The organism is Leeuwenhoekiella polynyae (genome assembly GCF_004104075.1).
In the GTDB taxonomy this organism is placed as follows: Bacteria; Bacteroidota; Bacteroidia; order Flavobacteriales; family Flavobacteriaceae; genus Leeuwenhoekiella; species Leeuwenhoekiella polynyae.
The window spans coordinates 1-17997 of record NZ_QOVK01000022.1 but is presented as its reverse complement, the minus strand read 5'-3'; the positions used below and the strand labels follow the sequence as shown (position 1 = coordinate 17997).

Annotated in this window: 16 protein-coding genes; all 16 read left to right on the top strand. The window is 36.7% G+C overall.

From position 1 onward, the window contains the following. The first annotated feature begins 9 nt into the window (after positions 1-9). Positions 10-900 carry a glucose-1-phosphate thymidylyltransferase RfbA gene (rfbA, locus tag DSM02_RS16995; protein ID WP_128766730.1) on the top strand — a complete coding sequence of 297 codons (891 nt, stop codon included), beginning with the start codon at positions 10-12 and terminating at the stop codon, positions 898-900. A 7-nt stretch (positions 901-907) separates the two neighbouring features. After that, positions 908-1438, top strand: a complete 531-nt coding sequence (gene rfbC, locus DSM02_RS16990) for a dTDP-4-dehydrorhamnose 3,5-epimerase (protein WP_128766729.1) — start codon at positions 908-910, stop codon at positions 1436-1438. A 10-nt stretch (positions 1439-1448) separates the two neighbouring features. Beyond that, a complete protein-coding gene (locus tag DSM02_RS16985) occupies positions 1449-2468 on the top strand; it encodes an NAD-dependent epimerase/dehydratase family protein (RefSeq protein WP_317128256.1) in 1020 nt (339 codons plus the stop codon). Then, on the top strand, positions 2461-3717 hold the full coding sequence (locus DSM02_RS16980; RefSeq protein WP_128766727.1) for an oligosaccharide flippase family protein: 1257 nt from the start codon (positions 2461-2463) through the stop codon (positions 3715-3717). The genes DSM02_RS16985 and DSM02_RS16980 overlap by 8 nt, the downstream gene beginning before the upstream one ends. Before the next feature lie 20 nt (positions 3718-3737). Further along, positions 3738-4643 carry a glycosyltransferase family 2 protein gene (locus tag DSM02_RS16975; RefSeq protein WP_164918335.1) on the top strand — a complete coding sequence of 302 codons (906 nt, stop codon included), beginning with the start codon at positions 3738-3740 and terminating at the stop codon, positions 4641-4643. Continuing rightward, positions 4640-5362, top strand: a complete 723-nt coding sequence (locus tag DSM02_RS16970; protein ID WP_128766725.1) for a glycosyltransferase domain-containing protein — start codon at positions 4640-4642, stop codon at positions 5360-5362. Before DSM02_RS16975 ends, DSM02_RS16970 begins: the two co-directional genes overlap by 4 nt. A 1-nt stretch (position 5363) precedes the next feature. After that, entirely contained in the window at positions 5364-6356 is a 993-nt protein-coding gene (locus DSM02_RS16965) for a glycosyltransferase family 2 protein (protein WP_128766724.1), read from the top strand. Positions 6357-6366: 10 nt separating this feature from the next. After that, on the top strand, positions 6367-7617 hold the full coding sequence (locus tag DSM02_RS16960) for an O-antigen ligase family protein (protein WP_128766723.1): 1251 nt from the start codon (positions 6367-6369) through the stop codon (positions 7615-7617). 59 nt (positions 7618-7676) lie between these two features. Beyond that, the gene (locus DSM02_RS16955) at positions 7677-8948 is read left to right on the top strand and encodes a hypothetical protein (protein ID WP_128766722.1); all 1272 of its coding nucleotides are present in this window, start codon (positions 7677-7679) and stop codon (positions 8946-8948) included. A 6-nt stretch (positions 8949-8954) separates the two neighbouring features. After that, complete coding sequence (locus DSM02_RS16950) at positions 8955-10055, top strand: glycosyltransferase family 4 protein (protein WP_205875167.1); 1101 nt, start codon at positions 8955-8957, stop codon at positions 10053-10055. Continuing rightward, a complete protein-coding gene (locus tag DSM02_RS16945) occupies positions 10052-11188 on the top strand; it encodes a glycosyltransferase family 4 protein (RefSeq protein WP_128766721.1) in 1137 nt (378 codons plus the stop codon). The genes DSM02_RS16950 and DSM02_RS16945 overlap by 4 nt, the downstream gene beginning before the upstream one ends. Positions 11189-11191: 3 nt before the next feature. After that, positions 11192-12139, top strand: coding sequence for a UDP-glucuronic acid decarboxylase family protein (locus DSM02_RS16940; RefSeq protein WP_128766720.1), 948 nt, complete (start codon positions 11192-11194; stop codon positions 12137-12139). Positions 12140-12228: 89 nt separating this feature from the next. Beyond that, on the top strand, positions 12229-13575 hold the full coding sequence (locus DSM02_RS16935) for an exopolysaccharide biosynthesis polyprenyl glycosylphosphotransferase (RefSeq protein ID WP_128766719.1): 1347 nt from the start codon (positions 12229-12231) through the stop codon (positions 13573-13575). Positions 13576-13632: 57 nt separating this feature from the next. Next, a complete protein-coding gene (locus DSM02_RS16930; protein ID WP_128766718.1) occupies positions 13633-14433 on the top strand; it encodes a polysaccharide biosynthesis/export family protein in 801 nt (266 codons plus the stop codon). 22 nt (positions 14434-14455) lie between these two features. Then, the gene (locus DSM02_RS16925) at positions 14456-16825 is read left to right on the top strand and encodes a GumC family protein (protein WP_128766717.1); all 2370 of its coding nucleotides are present in this window, start codon (positions 14456-14458) and stop codon (positions 16823-16825) included. Between the two features lie 392 nt (positions 16826-17217). Then, positions 17218-17997, top strand: a 780-nt coding sequence (locus DSM02_RS16920; RefSeq protein ID WP_240674094.1) for a mannose-1-phosphate guanylyltransferase, incomplete at its 3' end; no start/stop codon positions are given.

Sequence of the window (17997 nt, the reverse complement as noted above, 5' to 3'; positions counted from 1 at the left end):
AACTATAATATGAAAGGAATTATTTTAGCCGGAGGCTCCGGTACCCGACTATACCCCTTAACCCGTTCTATTTCTAAGCAGTTGATGCCTATTTATGATAAGCCGATGATCTATTATCCGCTTTCCGTATTGATGTTGGCAGGAATCAATGAAGTTTTAATTATTTCAACACCCCACGACTTGCCTAATTTTAAAAATTTATTGGGTGATGGTTCTGATTTTGGGGTGCAGTTGAGCTATGCCGAGCAGCCCAGTCCTGATGGATTGGCGCAGGCTTTTTTAATCGGGGAGGAATTTATTGGTAATGATGACGTGTGTTTGATCCTGGGGGATAACATTTTTTATGGCCACGGACTTACGGAATTGTTAGATGCAGCGGTAAAAAATGTCAAGGAGGCTCAAAAAGCTACTGTTTTTGGGTATTATGTACAGGATCCCGAACGTTATGGGGTCGCAGAATTTGACGAAAGCGGGACCGTAATCTCTCTGGAAGAGAAGCCATCAGAACCTAAAAGCAACTATGCGGTAGTAGGCTTGTATTTCTATCCCAATTCGGTAGTGGAAATTGCTAAAGGGATAAAACCCAGTGCCCGTGGAGAATTGGAAATTACTACTGTGAATCAGGAATATTTAAAGCAAGAAGCTCTCAAAGTAGAATTGATGGGGCGTGGCTATGCCTGGTTGGATACCGGCACGCATGAATCCCTCCTAGAGGCTTCTAATTTTATTGAAACCATCGAAAAAAGACAAGGTCTTAAAGTAGCATGTCTTGAAGAGATCGCTTTTGAAAAAGGCTACCTTTCTAAAGAACGCTTATTGGAATTGGCAGCGCCTTTGCGTAAAAATGAATACGGACAGTATTTATTGCGCTTAGCAGCAAAAAAAAACAAAAAAAAATAAAGACAGTATGCAAGCAACAGAAACAGCTTTAAAAGGCTGCTTTATCCTGCAACCACGTGTTTTTGAAGATGATCGTGGTTATTTTTTTGAAAGTTTTAACAGGGATAGCTTTGAACGAGCTATAGGCTATCCGGTAAACTTTGTGCAGGACAACCAATCCTATTCGCAATATGGGGTGGTGCGTGGTATTCATTTTCAACAAGGCGCTTATGCACAAGCCAAACTTGTACGGGTTTTGGAAGGCAGTGTTCTGGATGTGGCGGTAGATTTACGCAAGGATTCACCTACCTATGGGGAGCATATTGCAGTAGAACTCAGCGCTGAAAATAAGAAGCAGTTGTTTGTACCTCGGGGTTTTGGACATGGATTCTCTGTTTTGAGTAAAACAGCTGTTTTTGCCTATAAGTGTGATAATTTTTACCATAAAAAATCTGAGAGAGGTATCATTTATAATGATCCTACTCTGAATATAGATTGGAAAATCCCTGAAACTGATACAATAGTTTCTGAGAAAGATTTAGAACTCTCAAAATTTTAAAATTTATTTGATGTCAAAAATATTAGTAACCGGAGCAGCAGGTTTTATTGGGTTTCATTTAGTTAAATCTTTATTAGATGCGGGTAACTTTGTTGTCGGTCTAGATAATATTAATGATTATTATGATGTTGATTTAAAATATGCTCGATTAAGAGAGACAGGAATTTTAAGATCTGAAATTGAATGGGGGCTAGAAGTAATAAGTGAACGAACTGAAAATTATATTTTTAGTAGAATGCATCTCGAAGATAAAGCAAATCTAAAAAGCTTATTTGAAAAACATAGCTTTGATGTAGTTGTGAATCTTGCTGCTCAAGCTGGGGTGCGTTACAGTTTGGAGAATCCTGAAGCTTATGTTCAAAGTAATGTAGTAGGTTTTTTAAACATCTTAGAGTGTTGCCGACATTTTAAAATAAAGCATTTGATATATGCCAGTAGCTCTAGTGTGTATGGTCAAAATGAGAAAGTGCCTTTTGCGGTAACAGATCCGGTAGACAATCCTATTAGTTTGTATGCAGCTACAAAGAAAAGTAACGAATTGATGGCTTATACCTATAGTCATTTGTATGGGATACCAACTACCGGTTTGCGTTTTTTTACGGTTTATGGTCCTTGGGGTCGGCCGGATATGGCCATTTACCTTTTTACTCAGGCTATTTTAAATGGAGAATCCATTAAAGTTTTTAATAATGGCAAAATGCGACGGGATTTTACTTATATCGATGATATTATAGCAGGAATTGATATAGTGTTAAAGAATACTCCTGAAAAAAATGAATCAACACCTGCTTATAGTCTCTACAATATAGGAAATGGGAAACCGGAAGCCTTAATGGACTTTGTTGATGCTATAGAAACTAGTCTGGGTATAGAGGCTGTAAAAGAGTTTTTACCAATGCAGGCTGGAGATGTACCCCAAACCTGGGCAGATACATCAGCTTTAAAGGTTTTGGGTTATACTGGGAATGTGTCTATAAGGGAAGGAGTAGATAAATTTATTAAATGGTATAGACTTTATCATAATGTTTAAGAAAACATTCAATAAGCTGTCTTTCCATAAAAAGCTAATCCATAACTTTGGTTATTTGTCTGTATTGCAGGTGTTTAACATGGTGTTGCCTTTGGTTACATATCCCTATTTAATACGTGCTTTAGGTATAGATACCTATGGTTTAGTTGTATTTGCACAAACAACAATAAGTTATTTAGTAATTATCGTTTCTTTTGGTTTTAATATTAGTGCAACAAAGGAGGTAAGTATTTATCGCAATGATCATAAAAAATTAAGTGAGATTGTAAGTTCTACTTTCATCATTAAATTTTTTTTACTTTTATGTTCTTTCATTATTCTTCTACTCCTTTTTTATGTAATACCTCAAGCCTCAGATTATAAGTTGCTTTTCACCTTAACCATGTGGTTATGTGTTTATGAATTTCTTTTCCCAATCTGGTATTTTCAAGGAATTGAACAAATGAAGTATATAACTTACTTAACTTTGTTTAGCAGATTAATTTTTCTTGGATTAATCTTTTTATTTATACACAATGAAGATGATTATCTCTACGTACCATTAATTAATGGTTTGGGAAGTATAATAGCTGGCTTGGTTTCTTTATACATTGTATTTAATAAGCATAAGATTACATTTAGCATTGTTAATTTCAAAATTTTAAGATATCATTTTCTAGATTCATGTCCTATTTTCGTCTCCCGAATATCAAGTTTTAAGGACAATACACCTGCTTTTTTATTAGGTGTTTTTGTGGGTAATCAAGCAGTTGCCTATTACGATTTAGCCTACAAAGTTTTTAGAATTCTAATAAGTGTGTTTGATAATATTACAAATGTCGTATTCCCACTGATTGCTCAAAAGAAGAATTTTAATTTTCTGAAGAAAATACTAAGACTTGAAATACTTGTTTTATTTTTTTCGTATTTAATATTAATTCTTCTAAGAAAGCCCATCGTTTTACTTCTCGGAGGCCAAGATTTATTACCAGCAGCTGACTTATTTTTTGTAATAGGGGTACTACTCCTAAGACCATTTAGTTCAATAGTGGGGTCTTGTGTATTAATCCTGAAGGGCTATAATAAGTCTTTTATGATGAATTTAATTTATTCGACTTTATTCTATTTCTGTTTTACCTTGATCTGCTGGAGGTTTTTTTCAATAACTCTCTATAATGTGGCGTGGGGTATCGTATTGGCTCAGCTATTTGAATTATTCCATCGATTTTATTTAATCAAACGTAAAAATTTAATGTACCTAATTAGATGAATCTACCCTTAGTCACTATTATGGTCCCAACTTATGGGCAAGAATTGTTTATTGAGAAAAGTGTCAGAAGTGCGATGGATCAAGATTATCCAAATCTTGAGATTATAATATCTGATGATTGTTCTCCTGACAATACACGTAGAATTTGTGAGAATTTGGCTTTAGAGGATGAAAGAATCACATATTATTATAATTCGAAAAATTTAGGAAGGGTGAAAAATTATCATGAAACACTATACCATCGTGCAAATGGAGATTATGTAGTTAATCTCGATGGAGATGATTGTTTTGTTGATAATGAATTCATATCTAAAGGTTTAGGGTGTATTATTGGATTTAAGGAAAAGCAAAAACCCTTAGTTTATGTAGCCTGTAAACGTTTAAATTATATCGATCATCAAATTGATGTTGTGCATGATATAGAAAATAATACTGAGGTTTTGAGTGGTGAGGATTTTTTATCAGGTATGTATACGAAATATAAATTTTCTCATCTTACAACCATTTACAACCGCGATCCTGCGTTAAAATTAAATTTTTACAGTAAGGATTTTATTTCTTCGGATACAGAATCTTTAGTTAAGCTTATATCACTAAGTAATGTTATAGTATCTAAAGATATAGTAGGCCAATGGAATGCTGTTGGGAATAATGAAAGTTTAGTTCCTGATTTTAAGAAGAATTTAAATAATCTAAATTGGATAGAATCTTCAAATTCATTTTTAAAAAATAAAATAAATACAAAAAAGAGAATTATCTGGAAATATAAATCTATTTATTTCTATTCTAAAACAGTTTTAAAAGTATTATCGAATGGAAATTTAAATTTAACTAATTTTTTTAGGTTAGTTAGACATTCTTATTTTATCAATATTTTATTGATTTTACCTGTTATAGTATTGAATTCATTGCTTAGAAAGATATGAAAAAAGTAATTTTTACCTCTTTAGTGGGAGATTATGATATTTTAGAAGAGCCATTATACATAATGCCCGAGTGGGACTTTATTTGCTTTTCAAACAATACAATAAAGACTGTAGAGGATAGTGTATGGCAGATACGACAAATTCCATCAACTATAAAAGATAACAGAAGACTTTCTCGATATGCTAAACTTTTGCCTCATAAAGTCCTTGCTGAATACGATATTAGTGTCTATATAGATGCAAATATTATAATTAAAACAGACAAACTTGAGAAAAGAATACAAGAATTGGTAGAAGAGGGAACAAAGATAGCTATAGCCAAACATCCCGACCGAAATTGTATTTATGATGAAGCAGAAATGTGTAAGGGGAAAGCGCTCGAAGGTAAAAATAAGATTGACGAGCAAATGATTTTTCTTAAAAATGAACGGTTTCCCAAACAAATGGGGCTCTATGAAAATAATATTATCTATCGGCAGCATAATGAACAAAGTATAGTCAACTTAGATGAATCTTGGTGGAGTATTTATAACGAATATAGTCAGAGGGATCAGTTGAGTCTAGTTTATTTATTATGGAAGCTAGAAATTTACTGCGAACAATTATTTGAAAATGGATTTAACGTAAGAGATTCAAAGGATTTTATTTATAAGTTTCATAGGATAAGTTTTTTGGATGATATTAAAAGAAAGTTTAAGGTCATTTTAAATAAATTTTAAGTTGAAAGTTTATATTATAATACTTAATCATAAAGGTTGGAAAGATACCGTTGAATGCTTAGAAAGTGTTTTAAAAAGTACTTACAAGAATTTTCAATTACTTTTAGTTGATAATTCACCCAATAATGAGGATGTTGAGAAGATGATTGAGTGGTGCAATGGTGGCATAACTCAAATACAAACTTTATGCAATTCAATCGTTTATCCACTTGAAATTAAACCTATAGCATATCGATATTTAACTGAAGAAGAGTTATTGAATGGTAAGTTTAAGGAGCAATTGTTAATTATTAAAGCTGAAAATAATTGTGGTTATGCTGCAGGCAATAATATAGGTTTGCAGTACGCTCTAAAAAGTGATGATTTTAAATATTGCTGGTTATTGAACAATGATACCGTTATTGAACCTACTGCTTTGGAAAATGCAATATGCTTTATGGATGGGAATCCAAAAGTTGGTCTTGGGGGTTCTCGATTGATGTATTATGATCGACCTGATGTTGTACAGGGTATAGGTGGGAGCTTTAACTACTGTTTTTCTGTGGGTAACCACGTCTTGGATAATATTTCATCAGAGCAAATTGATTTTGACAAGGAATATCATATTGATTATCCTATAGGAGCTTCTATGCTAATATCTAAAGAATGTCTTGTGGAGATAGGATTATTGGAGGAACGCTATTTTTTATTTTATGAGGAGATTGATTGGGCTGTAAGAGCTAGAAAAGTACACTTTGATATTAAACCCATTTTAAAAAGTATTGTATACCATAAGGAGGGGGCAACCATACATAAAGAGGAAAAAGAATATATTAAAAGTGAGTTTGGAGATTTAATGTCGCTAAGTAGTCGGTTAACTTTTGTTAAGAAACTGAATCGTAAAAATATGGCAACCACCTATTTGGGTTTTGTAGGGGTAATCGTAAATCGTATTAGAAGACTCCAGTTTAAAAGGGCTATAAAAGTTGTTCAATTGATTGTCAAATCTTTTTAGATAGTACTTGATGAAACTCCAACATTATATTCTCGCATTTGCTATAGCAAGTAGTATGCAACTGACTGATTTTAAATTGGGATTGGTTAAAGTTGGAGATCTTTTTTCTGTAGTACTTATATTTTACTATTTTTTAAATATAGGGCGAAAGCATTTTTACAAGCCTTATATTCAGCTTTTCAAACTATTTGTGTTCTATTTTATAAGTTCTATAATTGTCATGATTTGGGTGAAAATTTATTTGCCTAGTAGTGATTTAAGTATTTTAAGGCAGCCTGGTTGGATTAGTATTTCAAGATTAATTCAGCTATTGGGTTGTGTTTGTTTTGGATTAATAATACATGATATCTTAGTAACTAATTCAAAAAGATTTAATGATAAATTTCTGAAGCAAATTGATCAATTTGTTTTTTTGTTTTTTTGTTTTTTTATTTTGATGTATGTATTGAGTTTTATCGGTGTTGATAGTCCATTTGTATATGGGGGTGGCCGATTAAGAGGGGGGTATGTTGAAGGCGGGCCATTTGGTTTATTCGTTGTTTTTTATTTTATAGTCCGAAATTTTTTATTTGGAAGAAATTTAAAATGGTTGGTGCTTGTTATAATCCTAATAGCAGCAACACAATCTAAAGCATCGGTCCTTTTTTTTATTGTTGCACTTATTTTACAACAGCTGTATAAACAAAAAATATCAATTCCAAAAGTCATTGGAACTTTATCGGTTCTATTACTTTTTACCGTAATAATAAACAGTTATTTTGACTTTGTAGATAGAATAGAAGGTTATATTTCCGATTATAATGAAATTGAGCTTCAAATTGCTAAAAGGCCTGATGATGCTAATTTAATTATGGGCAGAATAGCAGCAACTGTAATTGCCCCTAAAATGATAGAAGATAATTTTTTACTCGGAGTAGGACTGGGTAATTATTCTTTAACTCGTAATAACCCTAATTATTTGGGGGTTTTGCCTAGTGTGAAAGAATGGGATTTAACAGGTTTGGGTGGTATTACTAATTTATTAATAGAAACAGGCGTTATTGGAATTTTTTTATTTTTTAGAATATTATACATTTTATATCGTAAAACTAAATATAAGGTTTTGAAATATTTAATTCTGATTTTTATTATTGTCCAGTTCTTCGGGGTCCAGACATATTTTCAATACATATGGTATTTATTCGGAATCATTACGGCAATATTTTACTGTAAAGAGCGATATCTAGAAGAACCACTTACTATGAATTTAACTATTAAATGATATTACGACATATTTGTATATACATAATTTTTGTTTTTTTTACTAATTCTTATTCTCAAGTGAAGGGAGAGAAAGACGATGTGCAGATATCTCTTTTATCAAAATTGAAAAATTATTCACGTGAAATATCTAGTCTCAAAGGCCAAATAAAGAAAGGACCTAGAGTAACTGTTAATTATAAAAACGTAATTGTTTGTAGCTCTTTTGAAGAGCTTGAAGCAATAAAAACTGATGAACTTGTATTTGTAGAAAACGGTATTTCTTCTGGATTGTTTAAATTAATATCTAAGTCAAATTCAACTAATTTAGACCGTGGTGTATACTTTAAATCGTCAATTACAAATTTTATATGGAAGAGGGTTTTTGATGGGGATGAGATTTTAGTCGATTGGTATCGTCATTCGATTAGCGATGATATTACTGATGAAATTAAAAGAGCAATGCGTACGGCTGCTTTTTTGAAAAAATACGTAAGTCTACCTGCAGGGGTATTTAAAATTTCAAGACCCATTATTGTACCTATGGGTTTATTAGGGGTTTATGGTAAAGGAAAACTTGCTACGATTTTAATACCTCGTAGTGGTTTAGAAGTTACGTTTCATATAAAATATTCTGGTAATTATAGTGATTTTACTATTGGTGAGTATAGACCTTTAAATAATCGTATTAATAGTAATGGGATTTTAATAGAAGGTGAATTAGCTTCAGAAGCTGTTAATAATTCTATTGTCTTATCTACATTTGAAAACATTCGTATTCTTGGTTTAAATGGTTATGGCTTTAAAATAGAAAACGTATATGACTCATACTTTAAATCTATATCAGTAGAGCTATGTGGAAACTCAGATGAATACGCTTTTAGTGTTAACTCAATTAATGGGGAAACTACCAATATGTCTACTTGGGATCAATTACAAGTGGAACAATCTGATAAAAAAGCAATATATATCGGACCTGATGTTTTTAGTTGCGTTTTTTCAAATATCCATTCTGAAAGAACTTCTGATTCTAAAGACATATTTTCTTATGTGTTAGGAGGGAATAGATGTTTATATGAGAGCATTCGTATTCATAATAGAACAGAGAAATCTTCTTTAAGAATAAGTGGCTATAATACGACTTTTATTAATTTTGGTGTTGAAAGCCCTAATACACTTTTGTTAGAAGGGGTAAATGGAAGTGACCTTAATTTTATCAATTCGTATCTTCCTTTTTCGGAATTATCAACTGTTCGAAATCAAATAGGTAACATTTATTTCAATTCTGGAACTTTTAGAAAAGGTATTAATAATAATCAAAATTTGCATTTCGAATATGGATTATTTAAATAAATTTAAATGCAAAACATTCTAGTTGTAGATTGTAGAATGTATCAATCATCTGGTATTGGAAGGTATTTACAAAATATTGTACCTGGTTTAATTAGATACTACAAAACCAGAAGTACTACAATAATCTTATTAGGGAATCTGAAAGAATTACAATTCTTAGAAACCTGTGTAGAAGTAATAGAATTTGCAGAACCAATCTACTCAATTCGCGAACAATTTGTTTTTCGGAAACTTATATCCAAATGTGATATTTTTTGGTCGCCCCATTATAACATACCAGTTTTTTCAGTGCCAGCAAAACATTTAGTTGTCACTATTCACGATGTTTTTCATTTAGCTCACGCAAAAAGTTTAAATTTAAAACAACGGGTTTATGCACATCTGCTTATAAATTTAGCTACCCATAAAGCTGAGGATGTTATTACTGTTTCTGAATTTTCAAAATCTGAAATACAAGCACGTACATTTATTAAGCCGAAGCGTATTACTCGTATTTACAATGGTGTCAATTGTTTATCAGAAAATTTGGTCAGTATACCTGATGATAATTATTTTTTATATGTTGGAAACGTCAAGCCTCATAAAAATTTAAAAAATGCTATTCTGGCTTATAAGAAATTTTTAGAGTTTGAACCGGTAAATAGGGCAACAAAAAAGTTTGTTATTGTAGGAAAAAGAGAGGGCTTTATAACAGGAGATGAAAATTTAATAAACTTGATAGAAACTGATCTTTTGTTGAAAGATAATGTTCTGTTTACGGGTTATGTTGATGATGATCATTTAGCAGGTTATTATAAAAATGCATTTTGTTTAGTGTTTCCCTCTATTTATGAAGGTTTCGGCCTTCCTCCTTTGGAGGCTATGCTATATGATACGCCCTGTATAGTGTCAAATACGGCAAGTATGCCTGAAATATGTGGTGATGCGGTATTGTACTTTGATCCATTTGATTTTGAATCCATTTTTAATCAAATGCGACAAATTTCTAATGAGGATGGAGTTCGAATTGAATTAATTGAGAAGGGGCGTAGACGCATTGATGAATTCACGTGGGAACACTGCTTAAGAGAACACATTCAACTATTTAATTCTTTGTTGACTTCATGAAAGTAGCTCTTGTACAAGATTGGTTAACAGAAATGGGTGGAGCTGAGCAAGTCTTTAAAGCCATTTACCAGCTTTATCCTCAAGCCGATGTCTATACGTTGGTATATACACCGCAAATTCTGGAGAAATTGGATATACCTGCAGAGCAGGTAACCGCCTCGTTTATTCAAAAATTTCCGTTTGCGAAAACCCAATACCGAAATTACCTACCTTTTTTTAGCCTAGCCATTGAGAGTTTTGATCTTTCTGAATATAATTTGATTATCAGTTCTTCGTACGCCGTAGCGAAAGGGGTTATGACCAACAGTAAGCAATTGCATATTTGTTATTGTCATTCTCCAGTACGTTATGCCTGGGATCTGCATCATCAGTATATAGCGGAAGCGGGTTTGCAGAACGGGATAAAGGGTTTTGTGGTAAAATATTTTTTACATAAACTGCGTATCTGGGATGTGATCGCGTCTAATCGGGTAGACCACTTTATAGGAAACTCCAATTATATTGGCAAGCGCATCGAAAAAGTATACCGAAGAAGTGCTGAAACCATTTACCCGCCGGTTGCGTTTCAGGATTTTGAGTTTCAGGCAGAGAAAGAGGATTTTTATTTCACATGTTCCAGACTGGTGCCCTATAAAAAAATCGATTTGATCGTTGCAGCTTTTAAGGAACTCCCGGATAAAAGGCTGGTTGTGATCGGTGACGGGCCTGATATGGGGAAAATCAAAAAACTTGCAGGAACTAACGTAAAAATTTTAGGATATCAACCTTTTAGTGTTCTAAAAGATCATATGAAACGGGCTAAAGCTTTTGTGTTTGCTGCTGAAGAAGATTTTGGAATCGTTCCTTTAGAGGCTCAAGCCTGCGGGACTCCTGTGATCGCTTACGGGAAAGGAGGCGCTTTGGAAACCGTTGTCGATGGAAAAACCGGTATGTATTTTAAAGAACAAACTCCTGCTGCTCTTATTGATGCCGTAGCGCGTTTTGAGGGTGGTGGTTTTCAATTTGATCCCGCTGTAATTCGTAAACATGCTGAGTCATTTGAGGTAGCTGAATTTAAAAATAAATTGTCTCAATTTGTCCGATCAAAATATGCAGCTTTTTATAATGAGAGTCTTAGAACATCTAATACGTAAATTTTGAAAAAAATACTTGTCACTGGGGGTGCCGGATTTATCGGTTCGCATTTGTGTATGCGTTTGCTAGCCGAAGGTAATGAGGTGATCTGTCTGGATAATTATTTTACCGGGAGTAAGCAGAATATCCTTGAATTGTTAGAGAATCCGTATTTTGAACTGGTGCGGCATGATATCACCGAACCGTATTATGCGGAGGTGGATGAGATCTACAATCTGGCCTGTCCTGCCAGCCCGGTGCATTATCAGTATAACCCCATCAAGACGATCAAGACCTCGGTGATGGGTGCGATCAACATGTTGGGCTTAGCGAAGCGGGTTAAAGCGAAGATCTTACAAGCGAGCACCTCTGAGGTGTACGGGGATCCTGCGGTACATCCCCAACCCGAAATCTATTGGGGGAATGTCAACCCCATTGGCCCGCGCTCATGTTATGATGAAGGCAAGCGCTGTGCCGAGACCTTGTTTATGGATTATCATACCCAGAATGGAGTGGCCATCAAGATCGCCAGGATCTTCAATACCTACGGGCCGCATATGAATGTCAACGACGGGCGGGTGGTTTCTAATTTTATCGTACAGGCGTTGCAAGGGAAAGATTTAACGATCTTTGGAGATGGAAGTCAGACCCGTAGCTTTCAGTATGTAGCTGATTTGGTGGACGGGCTGCTAGCATTGATGCAAACCGATGCCTCAGTCACCGGACCTGTGAATCTGGGGAATCCCGATGAGGTTACGATGTTAGAATTAGCAAAAACCATCATAGATTTGACCGGGTCCTCTTCAAAATTGGTATTTCAGTCTTTACCTGAGGATGACCCCAAACAACGCCAGCCGGATATACAACTCGCAACTCAACTGATTCCCTTGTGGAGACCTCATACTGCATTGCAGCAGGGGTTGGAGCAAACCATTAACTATTTTGAGCAACAACTTGTTTATACTAATTAAAAAGGATTCAACGGTATCTCTTAATAAAAAGTTAAGTTGCATCGACATTCGTATACACTCTTAGTACCAACAACTAGCAAAAACAGCTGATGAAACGTTCTGCACTCATCGTCCCCATAAGTATCCTGATCCATTTAACGCTGTTGAATGGTTTTTTAGCATGGTTTATACCGGAGGTGTATCTCAATATCAACTCGATCCTGTTTTACAATGCTTCCTGGTTGATGAGTGCGTATGCGATAGACTATTATCCCACCTCGCGGAAGGAGCGGTTTTTTACCAATCTGCATAAGCCACTGCAATTGTATATTTTATTTACGCTCGCTTATTTTGCCTGGTTTAGTCTGAGTAAAATCCGTATGGGTTCTATTGGTTATCATACAAACGTGTTGCTGGGGTTGTTTGCATGTTTACTACTCTACCGGATTTTGTTTTATTATGCCCGGGCGCGGTATCGTGAAACCGGCGGGAATGCGGTTCATGTTGTGGTGATCGGACGAGATCGCAATTTGAAAAAGATCCGGAAGGTGTTTGATGAACCTGATCTGGGGTACCGGTATCTGGGGTATTTTGACAATAGCGACTCCAAGAGTCCTACCTATCTGGGGAAAGTAGAAGAGTGTTTTCGCTACATACGCGAGCATCAAATACAACAGATTTTTTGTATCGCCTCGCGTTTGTCTCAGGCCCAACTCTTCAATCTGATGGCATTTGCCGATAATAATCTGATCAAACTGAAGGTGGTACCCGATAATAAGGAAATCTTTACCCGGGCCATGACGATCGAATTGTATGACAATGTCCCCGTGCTCAATCTGCGGGAATTGCCCCTGGAAACACCCTATGCTAAGGTGGTGAAGCGCTGTTTTGATGTGGTGTTTGCCCTCTTGGTGATCGTCGGGGTGTTGTCATGGTTGAGTCCGTTGGTTTATATTTTGCAGCGTTTTGATTCGAATGAGCCCTTATTCTTTAAGCAAAGACGGCATGGGGTGAACCGGAAGGTGTTTTGGTGTTATAAATTCCGTTCGATGACCACAACGGCGGATGCCGATACCAAAATGATGACCAAAAACGACAAACGGGTGACGAAGCTGGGGCGTATTTTACGACGCACCAGTATTGATGAATTGCCGCAGTTTTATAACGTTTTGCTGGGGGATATGAGTGTGGTGGGTCCGAGGCCGCATATGGAACTGCATACCGAAAAGTATCAAACCTCCGTAGATAAGTATTTGGTGCGCCACTTTGTAAAACCCGGGATCACCGGCCTGGCACAAGTGCGCGGTTATCGGGGCGAGATCGTACAGCAGGCTGATATCGTCAACCGCACCCGATTGGATATTTTTTATGTGGAAAAATGGAGTTTATTGCTGGATGTCAAGATTATCATCAAAACCGTCTTAAATGCAGTTCAGGGCGAAGAAAAGGCCTACTAAATACAATTAAATGTTTGCCCTTTAAAAGATAATCTTATTTTTGACCAAAGTTTACAGATGAAGAATTATCAAAATTTTACATGTATTTTTATCATGAGTCTGCTGCTGTGCAGCTCTTGTGTTTCCCGTAAGGATACCACCTATTTTTACGAACCGGATGAATTGGCTATTCCCGCACAAATCTCAATGGAGCAGCCGGCGAAGTCCTTTTTAACCATACAACCCAATGATGAGTTAACGATAACGGTAAGTGCGATCGAGCAAGAAGCCGCACTGCCTTTCAATCCTCCTGTCACCGGCTCTAATAATGTAACCGGGGGTACTGTAAATGTGGGGGGGGCTGCTCAACTGCAAACCTACTTGGTGGATCAAAACGGGAATATTGAATTTCCGGTATTGGGTACGATTCAGGTACGCGGGTTAACGCGGGTCGCTTTAGCCGAAAAGTTAAAGAATATGATTACCGATTATGTAGCCAATCCCATCGTGAATGTCAAACTCTCTAATTTTCAGGTCTCCGTCCTAGGGGCAGTGCAACGACCGGGAACCTATACGATCTCCAATGAATATTTAACCATTCCTAAAGCCTTGGGTCTGGCCGGGGATATGCAAATTTACGGGCGTCGCGATAATGTCTTGGTCATGCGGGAAGAAAACGGAAAAGTGACCAAGGCGTATTTAGATCTAACCAATAACAGTGTTATCGACTCCGAGTATTATTACCTGAAGCAAAACGACGTATTGTATGTGGAGTTGAATGGTTCGCAGCGGCAGGCCGGGAGTTTAAACCCGAATAGTGGGTTGTTTATTTCTGTAGCTTCCGTGTTGATTTCCTTAGTAGTATTATTTGTAAGATAATTATATATAGTAGAAAGAACATATGAATGAACTGAATGAAGAGATCAACCTAAGGGAAGAACTGGATAAATACCTGAGGTATTGGCCTTGGTTTGTCTTAGGGACACTCAGTTGTTTGCTTATAGCATTTATTTATTTACGTATAAGTGTACCCGTGTATGATACGGTAGCCAGTGTAATTATTAAAGATGAAGAGAGTAAAGGCGGGGGGCTAGGCGCCGGGGCAGCGGAATTTGCAGATTTAGGTTTATTGGGCGGGATGAGTACCAATTCTATTGAAAATGAGATCGGATTGCTAAAATCCCGGCGTTTGATGATCAATACCGTGCGCGCGTTAAACTTAAATGTGAGTTACTACGATCTGAATGGCTTTAATTCTGAAGAATTGTATGCGGATACTCCCTACTTAGTTGAGGTGGTCAATTTAAATAAAGAAGAACTGACCGAAGCTGACGAAGCAGATTTGAATCAGTTTAGCATAGAACCCATACAGAGCTCTGAAAAGCTCCAGCTTAATTTTACAGAAAGTGGAGAAACTTTAGAAGTTCAACCTGATGAATTGGTTACCCTACCCTTTGCGACCATCATCATCCGTGATAATCCGGAGTCCAGTGACAAAGAATCGGTCCTGGTGAAAATCCAAGCTGTAACGGATGTTGCTGATACCTATCGGGAAGCCGTAGAGATCAATCTAATAGATGATAATGCCACGCTGCTGGAATTTAATTTAGGAAGCCCCGTCAAGCAAAAAGCGCAGGATATTCTGGATCAGCTGATCTTTGAGTATAATAAGGAGGCTATTGAAGATAAGAATGAGGTGGCGGTGAATACCGCCAAGTTTATCGATGAGCGTTTGCAGATCATCAGTGGAGAGTTGGATACGGTAGAAGTGGGCTTGGAAGATTTTAAAGAGACCAACAATCTTACGAATATTGAAGCCGAGTCTCAGCTCATTGTGGAAAATGCGAGTGATTACCGGAAGCGGGAACAAGAAATTCAAACCCAGCTTTCGGTAGCGCAGTCTATTATATCTTATTTGCAGGAAGAGGGAGCAGAATCCGGCTTGTTACCGGCGGATATCGGGTTGGAAGGGGAATCGGTGAATGCCCAGATCGCTAGTTATAATGATTTGGTGTTGGAACGCAACCGAATCTTAAGCGGAGCGACGAAGCTCAATCCCACAGTTACCCGCTTGAATCAGCAAATCGAGCAGTTGCGGCAAACCATTATGGGCGGATTGGAGCGCACTGTAAACAGTCTACAAATCGCACAACGCGGGTTGCGGCAGCAGACTAATTTAATCGGTTCAGAGATCGCTCAGGTACCCGCTAAAGAGCGGCAATTTCGGGACATTTCCCGACAGCAGGAGATCAAAGAAGCTTTGTATATCTTTCTCTTGCAAAAACGGGAAGAAAATTCCTTATCCCTTGCTGCTACTTCCCCTAAAGCTAAGATCGTAGATTCAGCATATACATTGAATACGCCACTTTCTCCCAAACCGAAGATTGTTTTAGCCGCAGCGGTGTTAATAGGGTTGGCCATACCCTTTTTAATACTCTATGTTCGTCGTTTACTCAATAACAAAATCGAGCGCCGGGAAGATCTGGAGAAAATCACCCGAGCAATTCCTATTGTCGGTGAATTACCGCGGATCGCTAAAGGGGATTCGGATCTGATCGAGGAGAATGACCGGTCGGTACTCGCAGAATCCTTTAGAATCCTCACCACTAACCTGCAGTATTTATTGGTTAATGCCAAGCATCAAGACAAAGGCTATTGTTTGTATACTACCTCTACGGTAAAAGGGGAAGGGAAAACTTTTACCAGTATCAATCTGGCGATGACTTTGGCCAATACCGGGAAAAAGGTGGTGTTGATCGGGGCAGATTTGCGGAACCCGCAACTGCAGCGCTACGATACCGAATCGAAAAGTCTGTTGGGGGTGAGTGATTACCTCGTAAATGATGATCATAAGTTGGAATCGCTGATCCATGATTCTAAGTTTCATACCAACTTAAAATTGTTTTTATCCGGTAGTATCCCACCGAATCCTTCAGAGCTCCTACGCCAATCGAAATTCGGGCGTATGCTCGACGAACTACGAGAGAAGTATGATTATGTGATCGTGGATACCGCCCCGTCGATGCTGGTGGCCGATACCTTCCTGATCAGTAAATATGCCGATCTGATCCTGTATGTTACCCGTGCCGGGTATACCGAGAAAAAACTGATCAACTTTGCGGTAGATGCACAAAACGATGGAAAGTTACACGATATCAGTTTTGTGATCAACGATGTGAAAACCGCCAATTTTGGGTATGGAAATAAATACGGGTATGCCTATGGACAAGATAAACCCTCGTTTTGGGAACGCTTTAAAAGCAGTTTATAGACTTAACCAGACTAGATACATAAGATTTTAGATACTAAAAAAAAAGGATGCTCCAAGGGGTGTCCTTTTTTTTGTTTTTCTTATTCCTTGTTCCTATTCCTTATTTTTACGGCTACTTGTATTGTTGCTCACCTTTAATGGGTCATTCTATATTAGTGAGGTGCATACCTTTCACCTCATTTATACTTTAACTCCAAACACTAAACATCAAGCAGACTATTACTGGCACTAATACAATAATTTAAATACCTCGTCTACAAGCAGTGCTAGCCTTCAGTTATTCAAAACATTACGAATTAAAAACCCTATCTAAACCGGGTTAGAAAATACTATATTTACGATTCCATAAACGACTTATAGAATTACAACATCAACGCTATTAAAATCAACAAATGAAAAATCCTAACTACTATGCAATTATTATGGCCGGGGGAGTTGGTTCCCGATTTTGGCCACTCAGTAAAGCTTATTATCCCAAGCAATTTCATGATATTTTAGGTGCAGGAGAAACGCTTATAGAGCGCACCTTTGGTCGTTTATCTCAAACGGTTCCTGCAGATAATGTTTTGGTTCTGACTAATGAGAACTACAAAGCTTTAGTAAACGAACAATTGCCACAGGTTAAAGATGAAAATATAGTTTTAGAACCCGCCATGCGAAATACTGCGCCTTGTATTTTGTTAGCAGCTTTAAAGATTTATAAGGCGAATCCAGATGGGGTGATGATCGTAGCGCCAAGTGATCATTGGATCGAGAATGAGTCGGCATTTTTAACGGATCTAGAAACGGCTTTTAAGGCTTGTGAAACGGATATTTCTGAAGAAAAATTATTGGTTACGCTAGGTATTGAACCCACATTCCCACATACGGGTTATGGATACATTCAGTATGCTTCTGGTGATTCTGCAATTAAGAACGTAAAAGCATTTAAAGAAAAGCCAGATTATGCGACTGCAAAGCAATTTTTGGCAGCAGGAAATTACTCTTGGAATGCCGGTATTTTTATCTGGAGTGCAAAAGCAATTATAGAAGCGTTTGAAAAGTATCTTCCGGAGCTGTATGCGCTTTTTAATTCAGGGTATGAAGACTTAAATACTGAAAAAGAGGAGGCTTTTATTCAGGAGCATTATGAGCAGGCTGAAAACATCAGTATTGATTATGGTATCTTAGAG